The 16243-nt window shown below is 63.2% G+C and carries 17 protein-coding genes; 5 read left to right on the forward strand and 12 right to left on the reverse strand.

Annotated elements, in window-relative coordinates; translation table 11 throughout:
- The 8 genes from RFN30_RS22015 to RFN30_RS22050 all read right to left on the reverse strand — a co-directional run bounded on the left by RFN30_RS22015 (window position 1) and on the right by RFN30_RS22050 (window position 8237).
- A complete protein-coding gene (locus RFN30_RS22015; RefSeq protein WP_320264187.1) occupies window positions 1–729 on the reverse strand; it encodes a hypothetical protein in 729 nt (242 codons plus the stop codon).
- The gene (locus RFN30_RS22020) at window positions 726–1814 is read right to left on the reverse strand and encodes a hypothetical protein (RefSeq protein ID WP_320264188.1); all 1089 of its coding nucleotides are present in this window, start codon (window positions 1812–1814) and stop codon (window positions 726–728) included. The genes RFN30_RS22015 and RFN30_RS22020 overlap by 4 nt, the downstream gene beginning before the upstream one ends.
- 38 nt (window positions 1815–1852) lie before the next feature.
- Window positions 1853–2527: a sensor histidine kinase gene (locus RFN30_RS22025; RefSeq protein WP_320264189.1), complete on the reverse strand. Its 675-nt coding sequence runs from the start codon at window positions 2525–2527 to the stop codon at window positions 1853–1855.
- Complete coding sequence (locus RFN30_RS22030) at window positions 2472–4133, reverse strand: ATP-binding protein (RefSeq protein ID WP_320264190.1); 1662 nt, start codon at window positions 4131–4133, stop codon at window positions 2472–2474. Before RFN30_RS22030 ends, RFN30_RS22025 begins: the two co-directional genes overlap by 56 nt.
- Window positions 4134–4380: 247 nt before the next feature.
- The gene (locus tag RFN30_RS22035) at window positions 4381–4626 is read right to left on the reverse strand and encodes a MoaD/ThiS family protein (protein ID WP_320264191.1); all 246 of its coding nucleotides are present in this window, start codon (window positions 4624–4626) and stop codon (window positions 4381–4383) included.
- Complete coding sequence (locus RFN30_RS22040) at window positions 4626–6899, reverse strand: xanthine dehydrogenase family protein molybdopterin-binding subunit (RefSeq protein WP_320264192.1); 2274 nt, start codon at window positions 6897–6899, stop codon at window positions 4626–4628. Before RFN30_RS22040 ends, RFN30_RS22035 begins: the two co-directional genes overlap by 1 nt.
- A 1-nt stretch (window position 6900) precedes the next feature.
- Window positions 6901–7377 (reverse strand): (2Fe-2S)-binding protein, encoded by a 477-nt coding sequence (locus RFN30_RS22045; RefSeq protein ID WP_126084545.1) that lies wholly within the window; start codon window positions 7375–7377, stop codon window positions 6901–6903.
- Complete coding sequence (locus RFN30_RS22050) at window positions 7377–8237, reverse strand: FAD binding domain-containing protein (protein ID WP_320264193.1); 861 nt, start codon at window positions 8235–8237, stop codon at window positions 7377–7379. Before RFN30_RS22050 ends, RFN30_RS22045 begins: the two co-directional genes overlap by 1 nt.
- A gap of 226 nt (window positions 8238–8463) precedes the next feature.
- On the opposite strand from RFN30_RS22050, the gene glyA reads away from it, so the two are divergent.
- From glyA to RFN30_RS22065, 3 genes are all read left to right on the forward strand, one after another.
- A complete protein-coding gene (gene glyA / locus RFN30_RS22055) occupies window positions 8464–9786 on the forward strand; it encodes a serine hydroxymethyltransferase (RefSeq protein ID WP_320264194.1) in 1323 nt (440 codons plus the stop codon).
- A 90-nt stretch (window positions 9787–9876) separates the two neighbouring features.
- A complete protein-coding gene (locus tag RFN30_RS22060) occupies window positions 9877–10992 on the forward strand; it encodes a branched-chain amino acid ABC transporter substrate-binding protein (RefSeq protein ID WP_320264195.1) in 1116 nt (371 codons plus the stop codon).
- A gap of 64 nt (window positions 10993–11056) precedes the next feature.
- Window positions 11057–11926 carry a tetratricopeptide repeat protein gene (locus tag RFN30_RS22065; RefSeq protein WP_320264196.1) on the forward strand — a complete coding sequence of 290 codons (870 nt, stop codon included), beginning with the start codon at window positions 11057–11059 and terminating at the stop codon, window positions 11924–11926.
- Here the strand turns inward: RFN30_RS22065 and RFN30_RS22070 are convergent.
- On the reverse strand, window positions 11864–12580 hold the full coding sequence (locus RFN30_RS22070) for a hypothetical protein (protein ID WP_320264197.1): 717 nt from the start codon (window positions 12578–12580) through the stop codon (window positions 11864–11866). The genes RFN30_RS22065 and RFN30_RS22070 overlap by 63 nt on opposite strands.
- Window positions 12581–12811: 231 nt before the next feature.
- Between RFN30_RS22070 and RFN30_RS22075 the strand changes: the two genes are divergently transcribed.
- A complete protein-coding gene (locus tag RFN30_RS22075; RefSeq protein ID WP_320264198.1) occupies window positions 12812–13813 on the forward strand; it encodes a LysR substrate-binding domain-containing protein in 1002 nt (333 codons plus the stop codon).
- Here the strand turns inward: RFN30_RS22075 and RFN30_RS22080 are convergent.
- Window positions 13749–14336 carry a TetR/AcrR family transcriptional regulator gene (locus tag RFN30_RS22080; RefSeq protein WP_320264199.1) on the reverse strand — a complete coding sequence of 196 codons (588 nt, stop codon included), beginning with the start codon at window positions 14334–14336 and terminating at the stop codon, window positions 13749–13751. The genes RFN30_RS22075 and RFN30_RS22080 overlap by 65 nt on opposite strands.
- 84 nt (window positions 14337–14420) lie before the next feature.
- Here RFN30_RS22080 and RFN30_RS22085 point away from each other — a divergent pair, with 84 nt between their 5' ends.
- Window positions 14421–15296: a crotonase/enoyl-CoA hydratase family protein gene (locus RFN30_RS22085; protein WP_320264200.1), complete on the forward strand. Its 876-nt coding sequence runs from the start codon at window positions 14421–14423 to the stop codon at window positions 15294–15296.
- Here RFN30_RS22085 and RFN30_RS22090 read toward each other — a convergent pair.
- Together RFN30_RS22090 and RFN30_RS22095 are read right to left on the reverse strand one after the other, a co-directional pair.
- Window positions 15275–15589 carry a cupredoxin domain-containing protein gene (locus tag RFN30_RS22090; RefSeq protein WP_320264201.1) on the reverse strand — a complete coding sequence of 105 codons (315 nt, stop codon included), beginning with the start codon at window positions 15587–15589 and terminating at the stop codon, window positions 15275–15277. The genes RFN30_RS22085 and RFN30_RS22090 overlap by 22 nt on opposite strands.
- Window positions 15586–16110, reverse strand: coding sequence for a DUF4142 domain-containing protein (locus RFN30_RS22095; RefSeq protein WP_320264202.1), 525 nt, complete (start codon window positions 16108–16110; stop codon window positions 15586–15588). The genes RFN30_RS22090 and RFN30_RS22095 overlap by 4 nt, the downstream gene beginning before the upstream one ends.
- Between the last annotated feature and the right edge of the window lie 133 nt (window positions 16111–16243).

Genomic DNA, 16243 nt, shown 5'->3' on the forward strand with positions numbered 1-16243 from the left:
TTAAAGCGTCAGCGGTTCTGAAATTGGGCTTTGCATCGCGACAATCGCAAGATGGTCGGGTTTGTTTATCATCTGCCGCCATCCCGCCAGGATTTGGTCGAAGCGGGATCGCTGACGGCCAGGAATCAATCGCAGCTGAGACTTGCCGTTGGCCGACATGACGTGCTCTCGCCATTTTTTCTGGTGAAGTTCAAGGATTGCCCAGCTGAGGACATCTACAGGATGGATGATTAGACTTGGGATGCGTGGGATATCATTCACCATTCCGTAAAATTGCATATGAAAAGCCGGATGTCCGGCACGGGCACGCTCCTTGCCTTTGTGCATCTCGGTCCAGCCGCCGGTTTCCACATCGAAATGGAAAACCTTGTCCGTCGCCTTATCAGAGTCCTTTATGCGGATGACGGTCACGCCCTTGGCGAGAGTGCGTTCACCGCCATCAGTTAGCGTGCATTTATAATCGATGGTAATGTCCGCGGACAACGGGTCGAAGTCCTCCGTCCCGCCTTTCCACTGACGTGACTCCTTTATCTGGATTGGCTGAGATGGTAGAGTTTTCCAATTGAACTCAGTGTGACCCGTGGCTTTCGCGTTGGCTACCGCGTTAATGAGGTCTTTGGCCAAGCGCTGGATCCGTGACACCGACTGACCAGAGAAAAACGGCGCTGCCACCCGCGACAACGAAACGAGATCGTCCGACATTTCCTTGGGAAGAAAGGTGAAGCTCATAAAAGATTCGCGAGTTCAGCAGGGTCAATCATGCTTTTGGCAGCTGTATCATTTGCGGCTTCGTCCCTCCGCATCCACAGCTTGAGCGCTTCCACCGGCCATCCAGGCGGATAAATCTCGACAACCTGATCGATCGCTGCAAGACCTTCTTCTTCGAGATCGCTATTGACAACGACAACTTTTTCCGGCGGCGCCATCGGGCTTAGGCCCGCTCCTGCCATTGCATCGAGGGCCAGCTGAATTCCTCCCTTTTCATATGACTGTTCCCGTAGCTGCCAGCCGATAAAGTCTATGCCCGCCGCCCACCAGCGTGGCGGGTAGAGCCCGTGCGCCGGACCTGTGTATCGCGCCTTCTCTAGCATTTTGGCCAAGTCGCTGTTGCCTCGCTCAGCCGTTTGCTCGAAGCCCTCAAGCTCTATCCCGAGAGACCAAGCTGCGTATCGATTCGAGACAAGTAGGCCAGGGCAAGGCAGAACCTGATGTAGCAACCACCTAAGAACCGCGGTCGCACCACGTGCACCCGCGCGAGCTGGGCCTGGTTCGCCTATTGGCGGTCGCCACCGCGCGATACTCGTGTATGCGATGTCCGACCACGCAGAACCTCGCGATAATCCCAGAAACGCGGCGGTTTCCTCGAGGCTCATTCGCCCATCTCCGGCAATCTGGTGGAGCCGGTGCGAGTCCTCGGCTAGGCCAACGGCAGATCGAGCCGCGCCGTCGAGGTTCTTGCTAATCAGCCATTCGACATCGAGCGCGGGCGCGATTCTCGCCTCGTGTCCGACAAAGCTCCCATTGAGCGGAACTGCAGGACCAAGCGCCGGAGATTCGTCTGAGAAGGCGCTATCTTCGCTGGTGTAGATGACCAGCGGCGGTAACGACACCTCATTTGCGCGTGCCCAAGAGCGAAGATGACCAACGAAACTCGCGCCGTCGGATGCGTTCAAGCCGAGCCGTTGGTCAAGGTGGAGATTATGATCGAGTAAGATCAAGTCAGTATTCTTGATCGCTCCCGAAAGATCGGCTCCGAAATTAGCGTCGGCTGGATTAAGCGCGAGGACCTCCGCTCCTTTCTCCAGATCGGTCACTTGTGGGTCGTCGTCGATAAGAAGTATGTGAGGAGCTGTCATGTTCGCGGAAACTCAACTTCGATGGCGGTTGCATAGCCCGCAGAGGGCGACACGAAGTGGATCGTGCCGCCGTATTCATCGACAAGGCTGCGAGTGATCGTCAGGCCAAGTCCCATGCCCTGTCCGAGCGCTTCGTCGACAGACGTGGTCGTCGAGCGGAAGGGTTCGAACCAGCGATCTGAATTCTGCGGATCGACTTTGTCGCCAGTATTCTCGATCCGCAGCCTGAAACTGCCATTTCCTGTCTCACTCGCAATTCGGATACGGCCCTTATCTCCCATGAACTTGATCGCATTACTGAGGAGGTTGCTCAAAATGGCGACAAGCTCAGCAGGAAAAAGCGGAGGGGTCTGCAAGTTCGTGGGAATATCGATGTCGACTGCTGCGCCACGCCGCTTGATGGCATTCTCGAAAAAGCCGAGCACCCGTTCGACGCGTTCACGAAGCGCTTGGCGACTACGCCGCCTCCGACCTTCAATCCCAGTCACATCAGCAAGATAGATGGCGTTGCGATGTAGTCTTTCGCGCAATTGACGCGCGTCTGCCGCAATAGCGCGAAGACGCTTCGCAACCGTCTCGTCAGCTACCCCGCGAGCGATCGTCTCGAGCGCGTCGCTAAGCGTTTGCGCACTGAGGGAAAGGGCTGCGAACCTCGTGGATAAACGCCGCATGCTCCAGTCCGAGCGATGCAACGACACGAAACATAGTCGCTTCGGAGATGACTTCGTCGCCGAGTTCGACGGCCGAAAGCAGATTCTCTTCGAGTTGAACGAACTCTGCTTCGGCATCCTCGGCGCGGCCGGTCGAGATCGCCAATCGCGCGTTGTTAAGGGATTGTCGGGCGACTTCGTGGAGTTCGCGCAGATTATATGCCGTCGGAGCCTGACCAGACGCGGCACGCTGTGCTGCGCGCTGTTGTCGATCTCGTGTGATTTGCCGAGCTTGCTTGACCTCGGAGGTTGCCGCATAACGCAGGCGAACCTGCAGATCAATCGCCAGCCTAACGGTCTCGGTGATGAAATCGAACTGCTTGCTTGGGATGAAGCCCTCGCGATTCACCAGCATTTCCAGTTCATCCGCACCCGACCGGGTGATCAGCACCGCTCCAAAGAAAGCGGTATTGCCTTGGATGGCCAGCATTTCCTTGTCGTTCCCGACTGGGAGATCCCATCCCGTGCGCTTTCTCAGTCGGCCCAATTCAGTGTGGCCGCGTGAACGATAGTCTCGATCCAGTTGCAACCAGTCGTCGCGTGAATCACCATAGGGAAGGACTCGAAATCCTTCGAAATAAACGCGCACGCCCTGGTAGCGCTTCGGCCATTGGCCATTTGACATTTGGAAAAGGCGTGCTTGGAACCCGACTAACGGGTCAGTTTCCTCCAGCTTGCGATTGAGAACAAATGATTCAGCATTTGTGAATTCGGCCTGTGTCTTGCGCGTTGGCAGGACGGAAATCCGCAGGCGGCGCTTGTCCTTATCGCAGTCGATCTCGATGATCCACGACGCACTTTCCGCTTCCGCCGGCAATTCACTCTCGGACAGTGCGAGATCGCCAGCATAGCTGACTTCGAAGCCTCCCGGCCGCAGTTCATCGCGCACATTCAACTTGTCGAGCAGCGGCGGAGCGGCAGCGACTGTGGATCTGAGTGGCTCGACCAGGACTTCTGGTGGCGTGAGTGTCGCCACTTCATCAACGAACTGCTCGCGATCGCGCTCTGTCCACTGCTTGCGCAATGGGGAGAGCGTGAGGGTCGTTCCGGAACTCCTTCCAAAGCTCGAATCGGAGTTCAATGTAATCGCGTCGCTCGTCTCAATCTCATTGATTGAGTCGAGAGCTTCAATCTTGTCCCAATTGATTGCGGCGTCGATAATCTCGTCGGAGGGGAAGCCAGCGACAGGATCGCGATCCTTGCCATTCCAACGGCGAGAAATGATCTTAATCAAGCGTGCGAGCTTGTGAGCGGCAAGACGGCCCACACCTTTTTCGCCCGTGTAGCGTCGCTGGAACCATGGCGATCGTCGATCCGCCCCGAGCTTCGAGCGGCCCGCAATTCGGAGAAAGCCTTCCGTAAACTCGGTCTCCGTCATGCCAACCCCATTGTCGGTCACAATGATTCTTCCGTTGGCCTTGGCTATGCCCTCTCCAAGAATCGTGACCTTAGTAGCGTCGGCGTCATAGGCATTTTTGATCAGTTCGACGAGCGCGGTCGACTCGCGGCCGACGAGCAATTCTCCCAATTCTCGGAAGAGCTTTGTGTCGACAGAAAACCCCGGCACCTAGACCCCCAATGTCTAAAGATCAAAACGATGTAGCATTTAAATAGCTACCGAAAACTTGCGGTCGTCATTCGTCTCGTCTCGGTGTCATATCGCGGTTAGCTTTCCGAACGGCATAGTTTCATTCGCGCGGTCGAGTGGGTATTCGCCACTGAGCAATCAATAAGGATTCGACTACCTCGGAAACCTGCTATCAAGACGTATCAAACACTCGGCTCAGAACTATCGAAAGTCGCGAGACGATTGCCTATCCCCCCGCCAGCCGCGGCAGCAGAAAAATCTCCGCCCCCTCGGGCAGTTCCTTCGACCACGTATCCCGATAAATCGTCCCGTCGATCGCCACCGCTATGCCGCGATCGATCAGGGGTTCGAAGGCGGGATACTGTTCCGCAAGTTTGCGGAACAGCTCCCTTATGTCCTTGGCCTCGATGTCGAGCTTGCTCTGGCCTCCGGCGGCAGTGCCCAGCGAGCCCCAGAGCGTCACTTCGACCATTAGCGCGAAAACCTCTCCCGTTCGGCTTCCAGCGCCGCCAGGATGCGCGGCGGCGACATCGGGATGTGGCTCATGCGCACGCCCACCGCGTTCGACACCGCATTGGCGATCGCCGCCAGCGGCGGCACGATCGAGGTCTCGCCGACGCCGCGCACCCCATAGGGGTGGTTGGGGTTGGGGATCTCGAGAATCTGCGTGTCGATCATCGGCAGGTCGGAGCACACGGGGATGCGGTAGTCGAGGAAGCCCGGGTTCTGCAGCCGCCCGTCCTTGCCGTAGATATACTCCTCGTTGAGCGCCCAGCCGATGCCTTGCGCGGCACCGCCCTGGTACTGGCCCTCGACATAGGTCGGGTGCACCGCCTTGCCGGCGTCCTGCACCACCGTGTAGCGGATCACCCTGGTCGCGCCGGTCTCGGGGTCGACCTCGATGTCGCAGATATGGGTGGCGAAGGACACGCCCGCGCCGTCGGCGACGAGCTCGCTATGGCCGGCGATCGGCCCGCCGGTCTTGCCGGACTGCGCCGCGATCTCCTTCAGCGACAGTTTGCCGAGATTGCCGTGCTTCTCGCCCTTGGCGACCGCATGGCCCTGTTCCCAGGCGACGTCGTCGACCGGAATATCCCACATCTGCGCCGCACGCTCGCGCAGCACCTTGATCGCGTTGCGGGCGGCCGAGATGGTCGCCATCGAGGAGGAGAAGGTGCCGCGGCTGCCGTCGGTCATGTCGTTGTAGCCGAGGCTCGACGTGTCCGCGACGATCGCCTTGACCTGGCTGTAGTCGATGCCGAGCTCCTCCGCCGCCACCAGCGACAGCGAGGCGCGGGAACCGCCGACGTCCACCGTGCCGACGGCGAGCGAGACCGAGCCATCCATGCCGATGTTCAAGTCGGTGCAGGTCTGGCCGCCGAAGTTGAACCAGAAGCCGCAGGCCATGCCGCGCCCCTGGTTTGCTTTGAGCGGCGCCTTCATGTGCGGATGGTTCTTCACCGCCTCAAGCGTCGGGCCGATGCCGATCGGGCCGTAGACCGGACCGTAGGAGGCGCGGGTGCCTTCCTGCGCCGCGTTCTTGATGCGGAAGTCGACCGGGTCGATGCCGATCTCCTTGGCGAGCTCGTCGACCGCGCTTTCCACCGCAAACGCCGCCATCGGCGCCGAGGGCGCGCGATAGGCCGCGGTCTTCGGCCGGTTGACCAGCACCTCGTAGCCCACGGTCTTGACGTTCTCCAGCTTATAGCAGGCGAACGCCGTCATCGCGCCGATCTCGGCCCACATGCCGGCATAGGGTCCGCAGCTGTAGCGCAGCGTCGCTTCGGCGGCAGTGATCGTGCCGTCTTTTTTGGCGCCGATCTTCACGTCGATCGAGGTGGCGCTGGTCGGGCCCGAAGCGCGAAACACCTCGTCGCGGGTCATCACCAGCTTCACCGGGCGGCCGGCCTTGCGTGACAGCGCCAGCGCCACCGGCTCGGCCCAGACATGGGTCTTGCCGCCGAAGCCGCCGCCGATCTCGGAGGAGGTGACGCGCAGCTTCGAGGCCTCCAGCCCAAGCAGCTGGGCGCAGTGCTGGCGGTAGACGAAATGGCCTTGCGTGCAGACCCAGAGGTCCGCCGTGCCATCGGGGTTGACGCTCGCCACGCAGGCATGCGGCTCGATATAGCCCTGATGCGTCTGCTCGGTCTTGAAGGAGCGTTCGACGATCGTGTCGGCCTGGGCAAAGCCCTGATGGACGTCGCCATGGCCGTATTGCGTGCGCTTGGAGACGTTGGAGGGCTTGACCGGCTTCTCCTCGAGGCCCTCGGTGAAGATGGCGTCGTTGATCAGGGGTGCCGTGTGCTTCATCGCCTCGTCGACGTCGGTCACATGCGGCAGTACCTCATAGTCGACCTCGATCAGCTTCAGCGCCTGCCTTGCGATGCGGGCATCGATCGCCGCGACCGCGGCCACGGCATGGCCGTCATAGAGCGCCTTGGTGCGCGCCATGCAATTGTCGAGGATGTCGAACATGGCGGCATCGCCGTCGGTGAGGTCGGGCAGGTCTTTCGCCGTGATCACCGCCTTCACGCCGGCGAGCTTTTCCGCCTTCGAGGTGTCGATCTTCCTGATGATCGCATGGGCGTGCGGGCTGCGCAAAACGCGGCCGACAAGCTGTCCCGCCATGTTGAAATCGGCGCCGTAGCGCGCGCGGCCAGTCACCTTGTCGACGCCGTCGGGGCGGATGGGGCGCGTGCCGACGGAAGAGAAATTGCGTCCCGAGTAGCGCGGATCGAAATTCATCTCAGGCTCCCTTCATCACGTTGGCCGCGTCCTGGACGGCGCGCACGATCTTGTCATAGCCGGTGCAGCGGCAGAGGTTCCCGGCGAGGCCGAAGCGGATCTCTTCCTCGGTAGGCGAGGGGTTCTTCGCCAGAAGGTCCTTCGCCGCGATCAGGAATCCGGGCGTGCAGATGCCGCATTGCAGCGCGGCGTGCTCCAAAAACTTCTGCTGCAGCGGATGCAGTTGGTCGCCATGCGCCATGCCCTCGATGGTCTCGATCTGGCGGCCTTCGGCCTCAGCGCCGAGCACCAGGCACGAGCAGACCAGCCGGTCGTCGACGATGACGCTGCAGGCGCCGCAGTCGCCGGTGCCGCAACCTTCCTTGGCGCCGGTGAGCCCGAGCCGGTCGCGCAGCACGTCGAGCAGCGTCTCGTCAGGCTGGCAAAGATACTCGACGTGATCGCCGTTGATTGTCGTTGAAACCGCTACACCGGCCATCACTTGCCTCCTGCACGCTTGTAGGCGAGCTCTGCGACCCGTTTGGCCAGCACGCCCGCGACTTTCCGTCTGAATTCGATGGTTCCGCGCTTGTCGTCGATAGGACGGCAGGCGCCCGAGCAGACTTTTGCCAGCCGCTCCAGCGTCGCTTCGTCCAGCTTCGAACCGACGAGAACCTCGGCGGCCTCCTCGACCAGCAGCACCGTCGGCGCCGCGGCGCCCAGCGCCACGCGGGCGGACTTGACCGCGCCCTTATCATCGAGCGTCAGGTTCACGCCGGCGCTGACCACCGCGATGTCCATCTCGGTGCGCGGAATGAAGCGCTGATAGGCATCGCCCGCATTTGGCCCACGCTTGTCGAGCAGGATCGCCTCGATGATCTCACCCTTGGCAAGCGACGTCCTGCCCGGCCCGGTCGGCACGGCTTCCACGGCAATGGTGCGCTTGCCCGAAGGCCCGGCAACCACCGCCTTGGCGCCGGCGGCCACCAGCGCCGGCACGCTGTCGGCGGCGGGCGAGGCGTTGCAGAGATTGCCGACGATGGTGCAGCGTCCCTGCACCTGCTTGGAGCCGATCAGCTTGGCCGCCTCGACGACACCGGGCCAGGCCTTCTTCAGGGCCGCATTCTCGCCCAATACGGCGCAGGGCACTGCGGCGCCGATCCTGAAGCCGTCGGCCGTTTCCGTGATGTCGCTCAGGCCGGCGATCGCCTTGATGTCGACGATCAGCTCGGGCTCGACAAAGCCGCCCTTCATCCTGACCAGGAGGTCGCTGCCTCCGGCAAGGATGGCGGCCGGACCGGCCGCGCCGGCCAGCAGCCCTACGGCATCTTCCATTGATTGCGGACGTATGTAGCGCATCGTCTCCCCTTGGTGGTCATGATCAGATCGACCGTTATAAAGACTCTCCTCATAATGGCCATCCGCTTCCTGCATTGCACCATCCAAGTCAGGCGCATTGCCCTAATTCCTACCCCTAAATTTTCTAAGCCTAGCCGCTAGAACTACTCGTTTGCGCCCGGCCGGCCAAGCCTCCACCATGCTCCTAATTAAGCCGGACATCGCATCCGGCAATGTGGAGGCTTCAATGACCGCTCTTGCCCGCAGGCCCTGGGTTCCCGCCCATTGCGAGGATTTTATCCAGGCGCTGGCGACTGCCACAAGCGGGCAGGGGAGCGACGCCGTGCTCGCCGCGATCGAGGGCGGCATCGCGCTCAACCGGCAAATCCACGAGGCCGACGCCGTCAACCTCAATCCGGCGACCAATGTCATGAACCCTAGAGCCGAGGCCGCGCTTGCTTCCGGGCTCGGCTCGCGCCCGTCGCTCGGCTATCCCGGCGACAAATACGAGATGGGGCTGGAGGGCGTCGAGCGCATCGAGGTCATCGCCGCCGAGCTCGCGGCGCAAGTCTTCGGCGCGAAATATGCCGAGATCCGCGTGCCTTCCGGCGCCATCGCCAACCTCTATGCCTTCATGGTCGCGGCGCGGCCGGGCGACGCCATCATCGCGCCGCCGCCGGCGATCGGCGGCCATGTCACGCATCATATGGCGGGCTGCGCCGGCCTCTACGGGCTGGAGATCCATTCCGCGCCCGTCGACGCCGACGGCTATACGGTCGATGTCGCGAAGCTGCGCGCGCTTGCCCTGCAGGTCAGGCCGAAGATGATCACCATCGGCAGCAGCCTCAATCTCCTGCCGCATCCCATCAGCGAGATCAGGGCGATCGCCGATGAGGTCGGCGCGCTGGTGCTGTTCGATGCCGCGCATCTCTGCGGCATGATCGCCGGCCACGCCTGGCAGCAGCCGCTGGAGGAGGGCGCCCATCTGATGACGATGAGCACCTATAAGAGCCTCGGCGGCCCGCCTTCAGGGCTGATCGTCACCAATGACGCCGATATCGCCGAAAAGCTCGACCGCATCGCCTTTCCCGGCATGACCGCCAATTTCGATGCCGCCAAGTCTGCCGCCTTGGCCATCACGCTGCTCGACTGGAAGGCGCATGGCCGCGCCTATGCCGCCGCCATGGCCGGCGCCGCCAGGGTGCTGGCAGGCGAGCTGGCGCAGCGCGGGCTGCCGGTGTTCTCGACCGCGAAAGGCCACACCACCTCGCACCAGTTCGCCATTGAGGCGGCGGAGTTTGGTGGCGGCCAGGCGGCGGCGAAGCGGCTGCGGCGTGCGAACATCCTCACTTGCGGCATCGGCCTGCCGGTCGCGGCGGTCGATGGCGACATGAACGGCCTGCGCTTCGGCACGCCGGAGATCGTGCGCTGGGGCATGACCGAAAAGGACATGCCGGAGCTTGCCGCCCTTGTCGCCAGAGGGCTGCGCGGCAACGATGCCGTGGAGGATGTCGCGGCCGACGTGAGTGCATTCCGGCGCCGGTTCACCAAACTGCATTTCGTGAACTGACCGCCTGAACCCGCGGGCAGCGAGCCCGCATCTTAAAAAACAAGGGGCTGCGGGCGAGAAGCCCGCCTTCTTCAACAAAGGGGAAAGACCATGCGCATTATTCTGCGATTGATGACTGCTGCCCTGATGGCCGCCACCGCCGCCGGCGTCGCCAGGGCCGATATCGTGCTGGGCGTCGCCGGCCCGATGTCGGGGCCGAACGCCGCCTATGGCGAGCAGTACCGCGTCGGTGTCGAGACGGCGATCCAGCGCATAAACGCCAATGGCGGCGTGCTCGGCCAAAAGCTCAGCGTCTCGGTCGGCGATGATGTCTCCGACCCGAAGCAGGGCGTGTCGGTCGCCAACAAGTTCGTCGCCGACGGCGTGCATTATGTCGTCGGCCACTACAATTCCGGCGTCACCATTCCGGCCTCGGAGGTTTATGCGGAAAACGGCGTGCTCTTCGTCACGCCCACGGCCACCAACCCGATGGTCACCGAGCGCGGCCTGTGGGACGCTTTTCGCGCCTGCGGCCGCGACGACCAGCAGGGCATCATCGCCGCGAAATTTGTGCTCGCGCGTTTTGGGGACAAGAAGGTCGCGATCGTCGACGACAAGTCGACGGCCGGCAAGGGCCTCGCCGACGAGATGGCCAAGGCCTACAATGCCGGCGGCGGCAAGGAAGTGCTGCACGAGGAGATCAACCCGGGCGAGAAGGACTACGGCGCGCTTGTCGCCAAGATCAAGGAGTCGGGCGCCGACCTCGTCTATTATGGCGGCCAGCACACGGAGGCCGGCCTCATCGTGCGCCAGATGCGCGACCAGGGCGCCAAGACGATCCTGATGGGCGGCGACGGCATTTCGAACAGCGAGTTCGGCGCCATTGGCGGCGAGGGCGCGGCCGGCACGCTGATGACGTCCTTTCCCGATCCGGCCACCTTTCCCGAGGCCAAAGACGCTGTGGCCGACCTGAAGGCGAAGAATGTGCCCACCGAAGCGGTCACGCTCTATGCCTATGCCGCGACCCAGATCCTCGCCGAGGCGATCGCCAAGGCCAAGGCCGACGATCCGAAAGCGACGTCCGACTATCTCCATTCGGGAGCGGCTATCCCCACAGTGCTTGGCGCCATCTCCTATGACGACAAAGGGGATATCAAGCAGCCGGGCTTCGTCGTATTTGAGTGGCGGAAGGTCGACGGCAAGCTCACTCCGGTGGCCCTCAAATAGGCCTGAGGCGCCGGCGGCCTGGCGCAGGCTGCCGGCGCGTCTTCGGTCGAGGGAGCTTCAATTTGTGATCAGCGGCAGTCAGGGCGATAACAGTGATCTCATCCGCCGCGCGGTGGCCGCTTTCAATTCCGGCGATCACGGCCAGGCGACGGATCTGTGCGAGCTTGGCCTGAAACAGCGTCCGGGTGATCCGGCGCTTTGCCATCTTCTTGCGGCCGTTTTGTTCGCCAGGGCAGACCTGCCCGGGGCTCGTGCGCGCATCGAGGCGAGCCTCGCCGCTCGGCCGGACAATGTGCCCGCCTTGATCCTGGCGTGCAGGATTGCCCGGGCCGAAGGCCGGTTCGAAGCGGCGTTTCAGTTGCTGGACCGCGCCGCAAGGCGCTCGTCCCAAGTGGAAATTCTCGTCGAGCGGGCACGCACCCTGGATCAGGCGGGCAATGCCTCGGCAGCGGAGGCGTCCTGGGCACTTGTCTTGCAAAGGGAACCGAAATCCGGGGAGGCAATGGCGCGCCTCGGGCGCCTGGCGTGGCAACGCGGTGCGACCGCTGAGGCGGAAGGCTTCCTAGAACGAGCCGTCGCCGGTGGCGGGCATCCGGCTCAATGGTTTGACCTCGGGCTGGTGCGTCAAGACATGCGCAACTTCGGCAGCGCCGCCGAGGCCTATCGACGTGTGCTGGAGTTGAGCCCCGACGCCGCGGAAGCCGCGGTCAATTTGGGCGTCGTCCTGCAGGAAACGGGTGACCTTGACGGCGCGATGGCGGCCTATTCGAAGGCCTACCGTTTGAACCCATCCACCTTCGGCGTCATCGCCATGGCGCTCACCTCGGCGCCAAGCGGCAGGCTGTGGCTCGATGAGGAAGCACTGCGCCGCTCACTCGCCGGTGGAGCGACCCCGCCTGGCGCGAAACCGCTTGCGGTAGACACCCGGCGTTGACAGGACATCGGCGACCGTCTGGGCATACGAAGCCTGCCGTTTTTCGTCGAACACTTCATATTCGAGCCGAGGCGCGGCCCGCGGAACCGCAAAGCATTGCGCGACCGGAGTTCCTTTCCTGAGCACGCCGCAGAATTCGGGCTCTGTCCAGACCGCCGGGAAATTGATGCCGCCATCGCTGAACCGGTCGGAATCCACTAGGCCGGTCACCAGCCTGAAGGGAAGATCCTCGCGATTGACCGGGTGCGTCGCGAACAGCGACCAGCCATCCTCGACCTCGATGGTCCAGAAGCTATTGAATTTGAGGGCGGCCTGACCAGGCTTGGCAAACGGGCTGCCGGCGAGCTGTCCCGGCGTGTGAAAGCTCAGCGGCGCCCGGGGGTGGTTCTTCGTGACGGGGTCTGGGATTTTCCAGTCCCAGGAAAACGTCCCCCTGTCGACGATGACGTCGCATGGCAGCAGGATCATGAAGCCATAGGTCATAGCGTCGACCACCGGCGGGCACTGCTTGAGCGTGCGAATGTCGCGGCCGTGGATCGCAGAATAGGCGGTGGCGGGCATGGCGCGCAGCCAATCCGGCAGCGCGCCGCGCGCCAGGATCGGCCGCGGCAAATGCTCGACCAGCATCGGATCACATCGGAAAATGACACGCATCGCCGCCTCCCGGCATTGCGATACCATGCTTGCCGGCCACGCTCCAAGAAGGGGATATCAAGCAGCCTGGCTTCGTCGTGTTTGAATGGCGGAAGGTTGAGGGAAGCCGACCTCGCCGGCTCTCAAGCCGGTAACATTTGCGCAAATCCGGACGGAAAACCGCTACACACTTTCCTGGAATTTCTTTTTTGCGCCGGCGGCCGACTGCCGGCATTCCGTCGGGAGCCTGGAATGGCCGTCAATCCGCCGCGACCCCGCATGCCGCCGCTCAACGCCTTGCGGGCGTTCGAGGCGGCGGCGCGGCATGAAAGCTTCGCCAAGGCGGCGGGCGAGCTCGGCGTGACGCCCGCCGCTGTGTCGCATCAGGTCAAGGCGTTGGAGGCTTGGCTCGGCTCGGCGCTCTTCGTGCGCCACGCGCAAGGCCTGCATCTCACCGAGGCTGGTCGCTCGGCGCTACCCTCCTTTTCCACCGCCTTCGACGCTTTGGGGCTCGCCGTCCAGGAATTGCGCATTTCCGCACCCCGGCCGCAGGTTAGCGTCGCCGCGCTTCCCTCGATCGCCCAGCTCTGGCTGGCGCCGCGCCTGCCGGCGTTGCGCGCCGCTCATCCCGCGCTTCGCCCCTCCATCCATGCGCTGGAAGAGCCGCCGGACTTCAGGCGCGAGCCTTTCGATCTCGCCATCTTCCTCACCCGCCCTGGCGGCGGCCGCTCGTCAAAACTGTGCGACGACGTCATCTTCCCGGTCTGCGCGCCGGCGCTGTCCAGGCAGCTGAAGACGCCGGCCGATCTCGCCTCGCAGCTTCTGCTCTGGGACACGACCTGGACCGGGGACTGGAGCCTGTGGTTCGATGCCGCCGGGGTGAAAGGACCGTCGATCGAGACCGGCTCGGAATTCTCGCTCTACAGCATGGCGGTGCAGGCCGCCGTCGATGGCGCCGGCGTTCTGATGGGGCATGAGGCGCTGGTCTCGCGTGCTTTGGCCGCCGGCTCGCTGGTGGCACCTTTCCCCGAGCTGCGCGTGCCGACCGGCCTCGCTCTCTCGATCCTGGCGCCGGACCGACCGCCCGCGACCGCCGCGGCGATGATCGACTGGCTTCTGGAGCAGGAGGGGGCCACAGGGGCTGATACGGCCGCGTTTCCGTCGAGGCCCGTCGAACCGGGCGACAGATCTACCTCGCCACTTCGGGCATCCGCGCCCGCACCAGCGTCGCTGCGGCGTGACCGGCGGCCGTGATGTAATCCGGATTGTGGTGGATCAGCATGCTGGAAAAGGCGCCGTCCATCAGAAGCACGATCTCGCGCGCCAGCACCTTCGGCTCGCGCACGCCATGGCTTGAAAGCTCGCCCGCCAGCCATTTCTCGAAATTGCTCTTATGGCGGGAGCCGGCCTTCACCGCCGGATGGCCGGGCATCGCGGCGAGCTCGGCGGCCGTACGCAAGAAGCCGCAGCCCTTCCATTTGACGTGGCGGGCTACACGCGCCAGGTGGGTGAAGATCGCCACCACTTTCCGGTCCACGCCGCCTTCCGCGGCCTCGAACCAGCCGGCCATCTGCTTGAGGTTCGGCTGGTCGCGGCTGTCGAGATAGGCCGTGATCAGCTCGTCCTTGCTCTTGAAGTGGTAGTAGAGCGTGCGCTTGGTCAGCCCCGCCTTTTCCGCCACGGCATCGACGCTGACGCGGCCGATGCCTTCGGCATAGAACAGCTTCGCCGCCGCATCGACGAGGCGTTTTCTGGTGTGATTGGGCTTCTCGCTCATCCGTTGGGTATACCGACTAGTGAATATACAAACAAGGAGAAAGCTGATCCCTTGCGGCCGTCCCAAACCGGAAAGGAGAAGACGATGACCGAGCTTGTGCTTTGCGAAATTCGCGACCGCGTCGCGGTGCTGACGCTCAACCGCCCCGAAAAACTCAACGCCCTGAATTACGCCCTGATCGACCGCCTGCTGGCGATCCTCGATAGGGTGGAGACTGACGATGACGTGCGTGCCGTGATCCTCACCGGGGCAGGGGAGCGCGCCTTCTCGGCCGGCGGCGACATCCACGAATTCTCGTTGAGCGTCGCCGAAGGCGCGGATGTGGCGCTGCGCGACTTCGTCATGCGCGGCCAGCGGCTGACGGCGCGGCTGGAAGCTTTCCGCAAGCCGGTCATCGCCGCCGTCAATGGCCTGGCCTTCGGCGGTGGCTGCGAGATCACAGAGGCGGTGCCGCTGGCGATAGCCAGCGAACGCGCCCTGTTCGCCAAGCCGGAAATAAAACTCGCCATGCCGCCGACCTTCGGCGGCACACAGCGCCTGCCGAGGCTTGCCGGGCGCAAACGCGCGGTCGAGCTGCTACTGACCGGCGAGCCCTTTTCGCCCGCGCGGGCGTTGGAGCTCGGGCTCGTCAACAAAGTCGTGCCGCATGAAGAGCTGATGCCGGCCGCGCTTGATCTTGCGAACCGCATCATCGGCCATTCGCAGCCTGCGGTGGCGAGCATCCTCACCGCCGTGGCACGCGGCATCAACCTCAGCATCACCGAGGGCCTGATGGTCGAGGCCGAGCAGTTCGCCCGCATGGCCCCGACCGCCGATCTGGGCGAAGGGCTCAGCGCCTGGATCGAGCGGCGCCCGCCTGTCTATGACGGCTCTTGGACGCACATCACACGGCCGGCCGAGGCGAGGCGCGCCTCGCTTCGGCTCGACCGGGCGGCGGATCAGGGCGAAACCTCGACATGACCCTTCATATTGGGGTGGAAGCGGCAGAAATAGTCGACAGCAGCCGCTTCCTTGAGCGTGACCTTGCCCTTCGACTTGGGCGGGATCATCACCTCCCAGCCGCCTTTCACAGTCGCGGTGTGGGCGATCACGTCTTTGTTCGTCCACTCGATCGTGTCGCCGACCTTGGCGTTGACGCTCGCTGGCGAGAACACCAGTTTGTCGATCGTGACTTCGATCGTGGCGGCGAGCGCCGGCGCAGTGACAAGCGCCAGCGCCAATGCGACCGGGAGCGATAGCAGGCCCGCCCTCATTTCAGCATGCCGGCGACATGTTCGGCGTGCTGCTCATGCCCCTGGAATATCTTGAGGCCCGTTTCCAGCAGGCTCTTCAGTTCGGCATTGCTGGCCGAGGGGATGAGCAGGGTTTCGAGCGCGCCGTTGACCTGCTTGTGATAGGCCACTTCGTTCTCGATATAGGCCTTGTCGAAGGCCGCGCCCTTGAGCTTCGCCAGCTTGGCGCGCTCCTCCTTCGCCGTCTTGGTCAGCGCCTGGCTGGTGGCGTTGTCCTCGGGCTTGACCTTCAGCTTCTTCACCAGATCAAGCGCCTGCTTGTTCACCGCCTCGTGGTCGCGTTCCATGTCCTTGGCGAAGTCGACGACTTCCTTGGTCTTGGACGTCTTGATCGCCAGCTTGGCGGCTTCGACGTCGAGCGTGCCGGCGGTGTAGGCGATATGGGCGATCTGCGGGTCGGTGGGCTTTTCGGCGCCCTCAGCCAGCGGCGCGGCGCTGACGAGGAGGAAGGCGGCGAGTGCTGCGGTCGGTCGGATAAACATGGCATCTCCTTCGCCCGGCAGCGCGAGGCCCTCGGGCTTGTTTTGGGTTGACGGCCATTGGATGCGGGAAGGGGCGAAACGTTCCCGGCGTTTTTAAATTCGGGGATTGGAGCGCGAAGCGAGCACCGATGTG

The organism is Mesorhizobium dulcispinae (assembly GCF_033977345.1).
In the GTDB taxonomy this organism is placed as follows: domain Bacteria; phylum Pseudomonadota; class Alphaproteobacteria; order Rhizobiales; family Rhizobiaceae; genus Mesorhizobium; species Mesorhizobium dulcispinae.

What these genes read in the sequence shown, in the direction of transcription:
- RFN30_RS22015 (WP_320264187.1), bottom strand. Translation starts at nt 729, where the DNA reads ATGAGCTTCACCTTTCTTCCCAAGGAAATGTCGGACGATCTCGTTTCG.
- RFN30_RS22025 (WP_320264189.1), bottom strand. Translation starts at nt 2,527, where the DNA reads ATGCGGCGTTTATCCACGAGGTTCGCAGCCCTTTCCCTCAGTGCGCAA.
- RFN30_RS22035 (WP_320264191.1), bottom strand. Translation starts at nt 4,626, where the DNA reads ATGGTCGAAGTGACGCTCTGGGGCTCGCTGGGCACTGCCGCCGGAGGC.
- RFN30_RS22040 (WP_320264192.1), bottom strand. Translation starts at nt 6,899, where the DNA reads ATGAATTTCGATCCGCGCTACTCGGGACGCAATTTCTCTTCCGTCGGC.
- RFN30_RS22045 (WP_126084545.1), bottom strand. Translation starts at nt 7,377, where the DNA reads ATGGCCGGTGTAGCGGTTTCAACGACAATCAACGGCGATCACGTCGAG.
- RFN30_RS22050 (WP_320264193.1), bottom strand. Translation starts at nt 8,237, where the DNA reads ATGCGCTACATACGTCCGCAATCAATGGAAGATGCCGTAGGGCTGCTG.
- glyA (WP_320264194.1), top strand. Translation starts at nt 8,464, where the DNA reads ATGACCGCTCTTGCCCGCAGGCCCTGGGTTCCCGCCCATTGCGAGGAT.
- RFN30_RS22060 (WP_320264195.1), top strand. Translation starts at nt 9,877, where the DNA reads ATGCGCATTATTCTGCGATTGATGACTGCTGCCCTGATGGCCGCCACC.
- RFN30_RS22070 (WP_320264197.1), bottom strand. Translation starts at nt 12,580, where the DNA reads ATGCGTGTCATTTTCCGATGTGATCCGATGCTGGTCGAGCATTTGCCG.
- RFN30_RS22075 (WP_320264198.1), top strand. Translation starts at nt 12,812, where the DNA reads ATGGCCGTCAATCCGCCGCGACCCCGCATGCCGCCGCTCAACGCCTTG.
- RFN30_RS22080 (WP_320264199.1), bottom strand. Translation starts at nt 14,336, where the DNA reads ATGAGCGAGAAGCCCAATCACACCAGAAAACGCCTCGTCGATGCGGCG.
- RFN30_RS22085 (WP_320264200.1), top strand. Translation starts at nt 14,421, where the DNA reads ATGACCGAGCTTGTGCTTTGCGAAATTCGCGACCGCGTCGCGGTGCTG.
- RFN30_RS22090 (WP_320264201.1), bottom strand. Translation starts at nt 15,589, where the DNA reads ATGAGGGCGGGCCTGCTATCGCTCCCGGTCGCATTGGCGCTGGCGCTT.
- RFN30_RS22095 (WP_320264202.1), bottom strand. Translation starts at nt 16,110, where the DNA reads ATGTTTATCCGACCGACCGCAGCACTCGCCGCCTTCCTCCTCGTCAGC.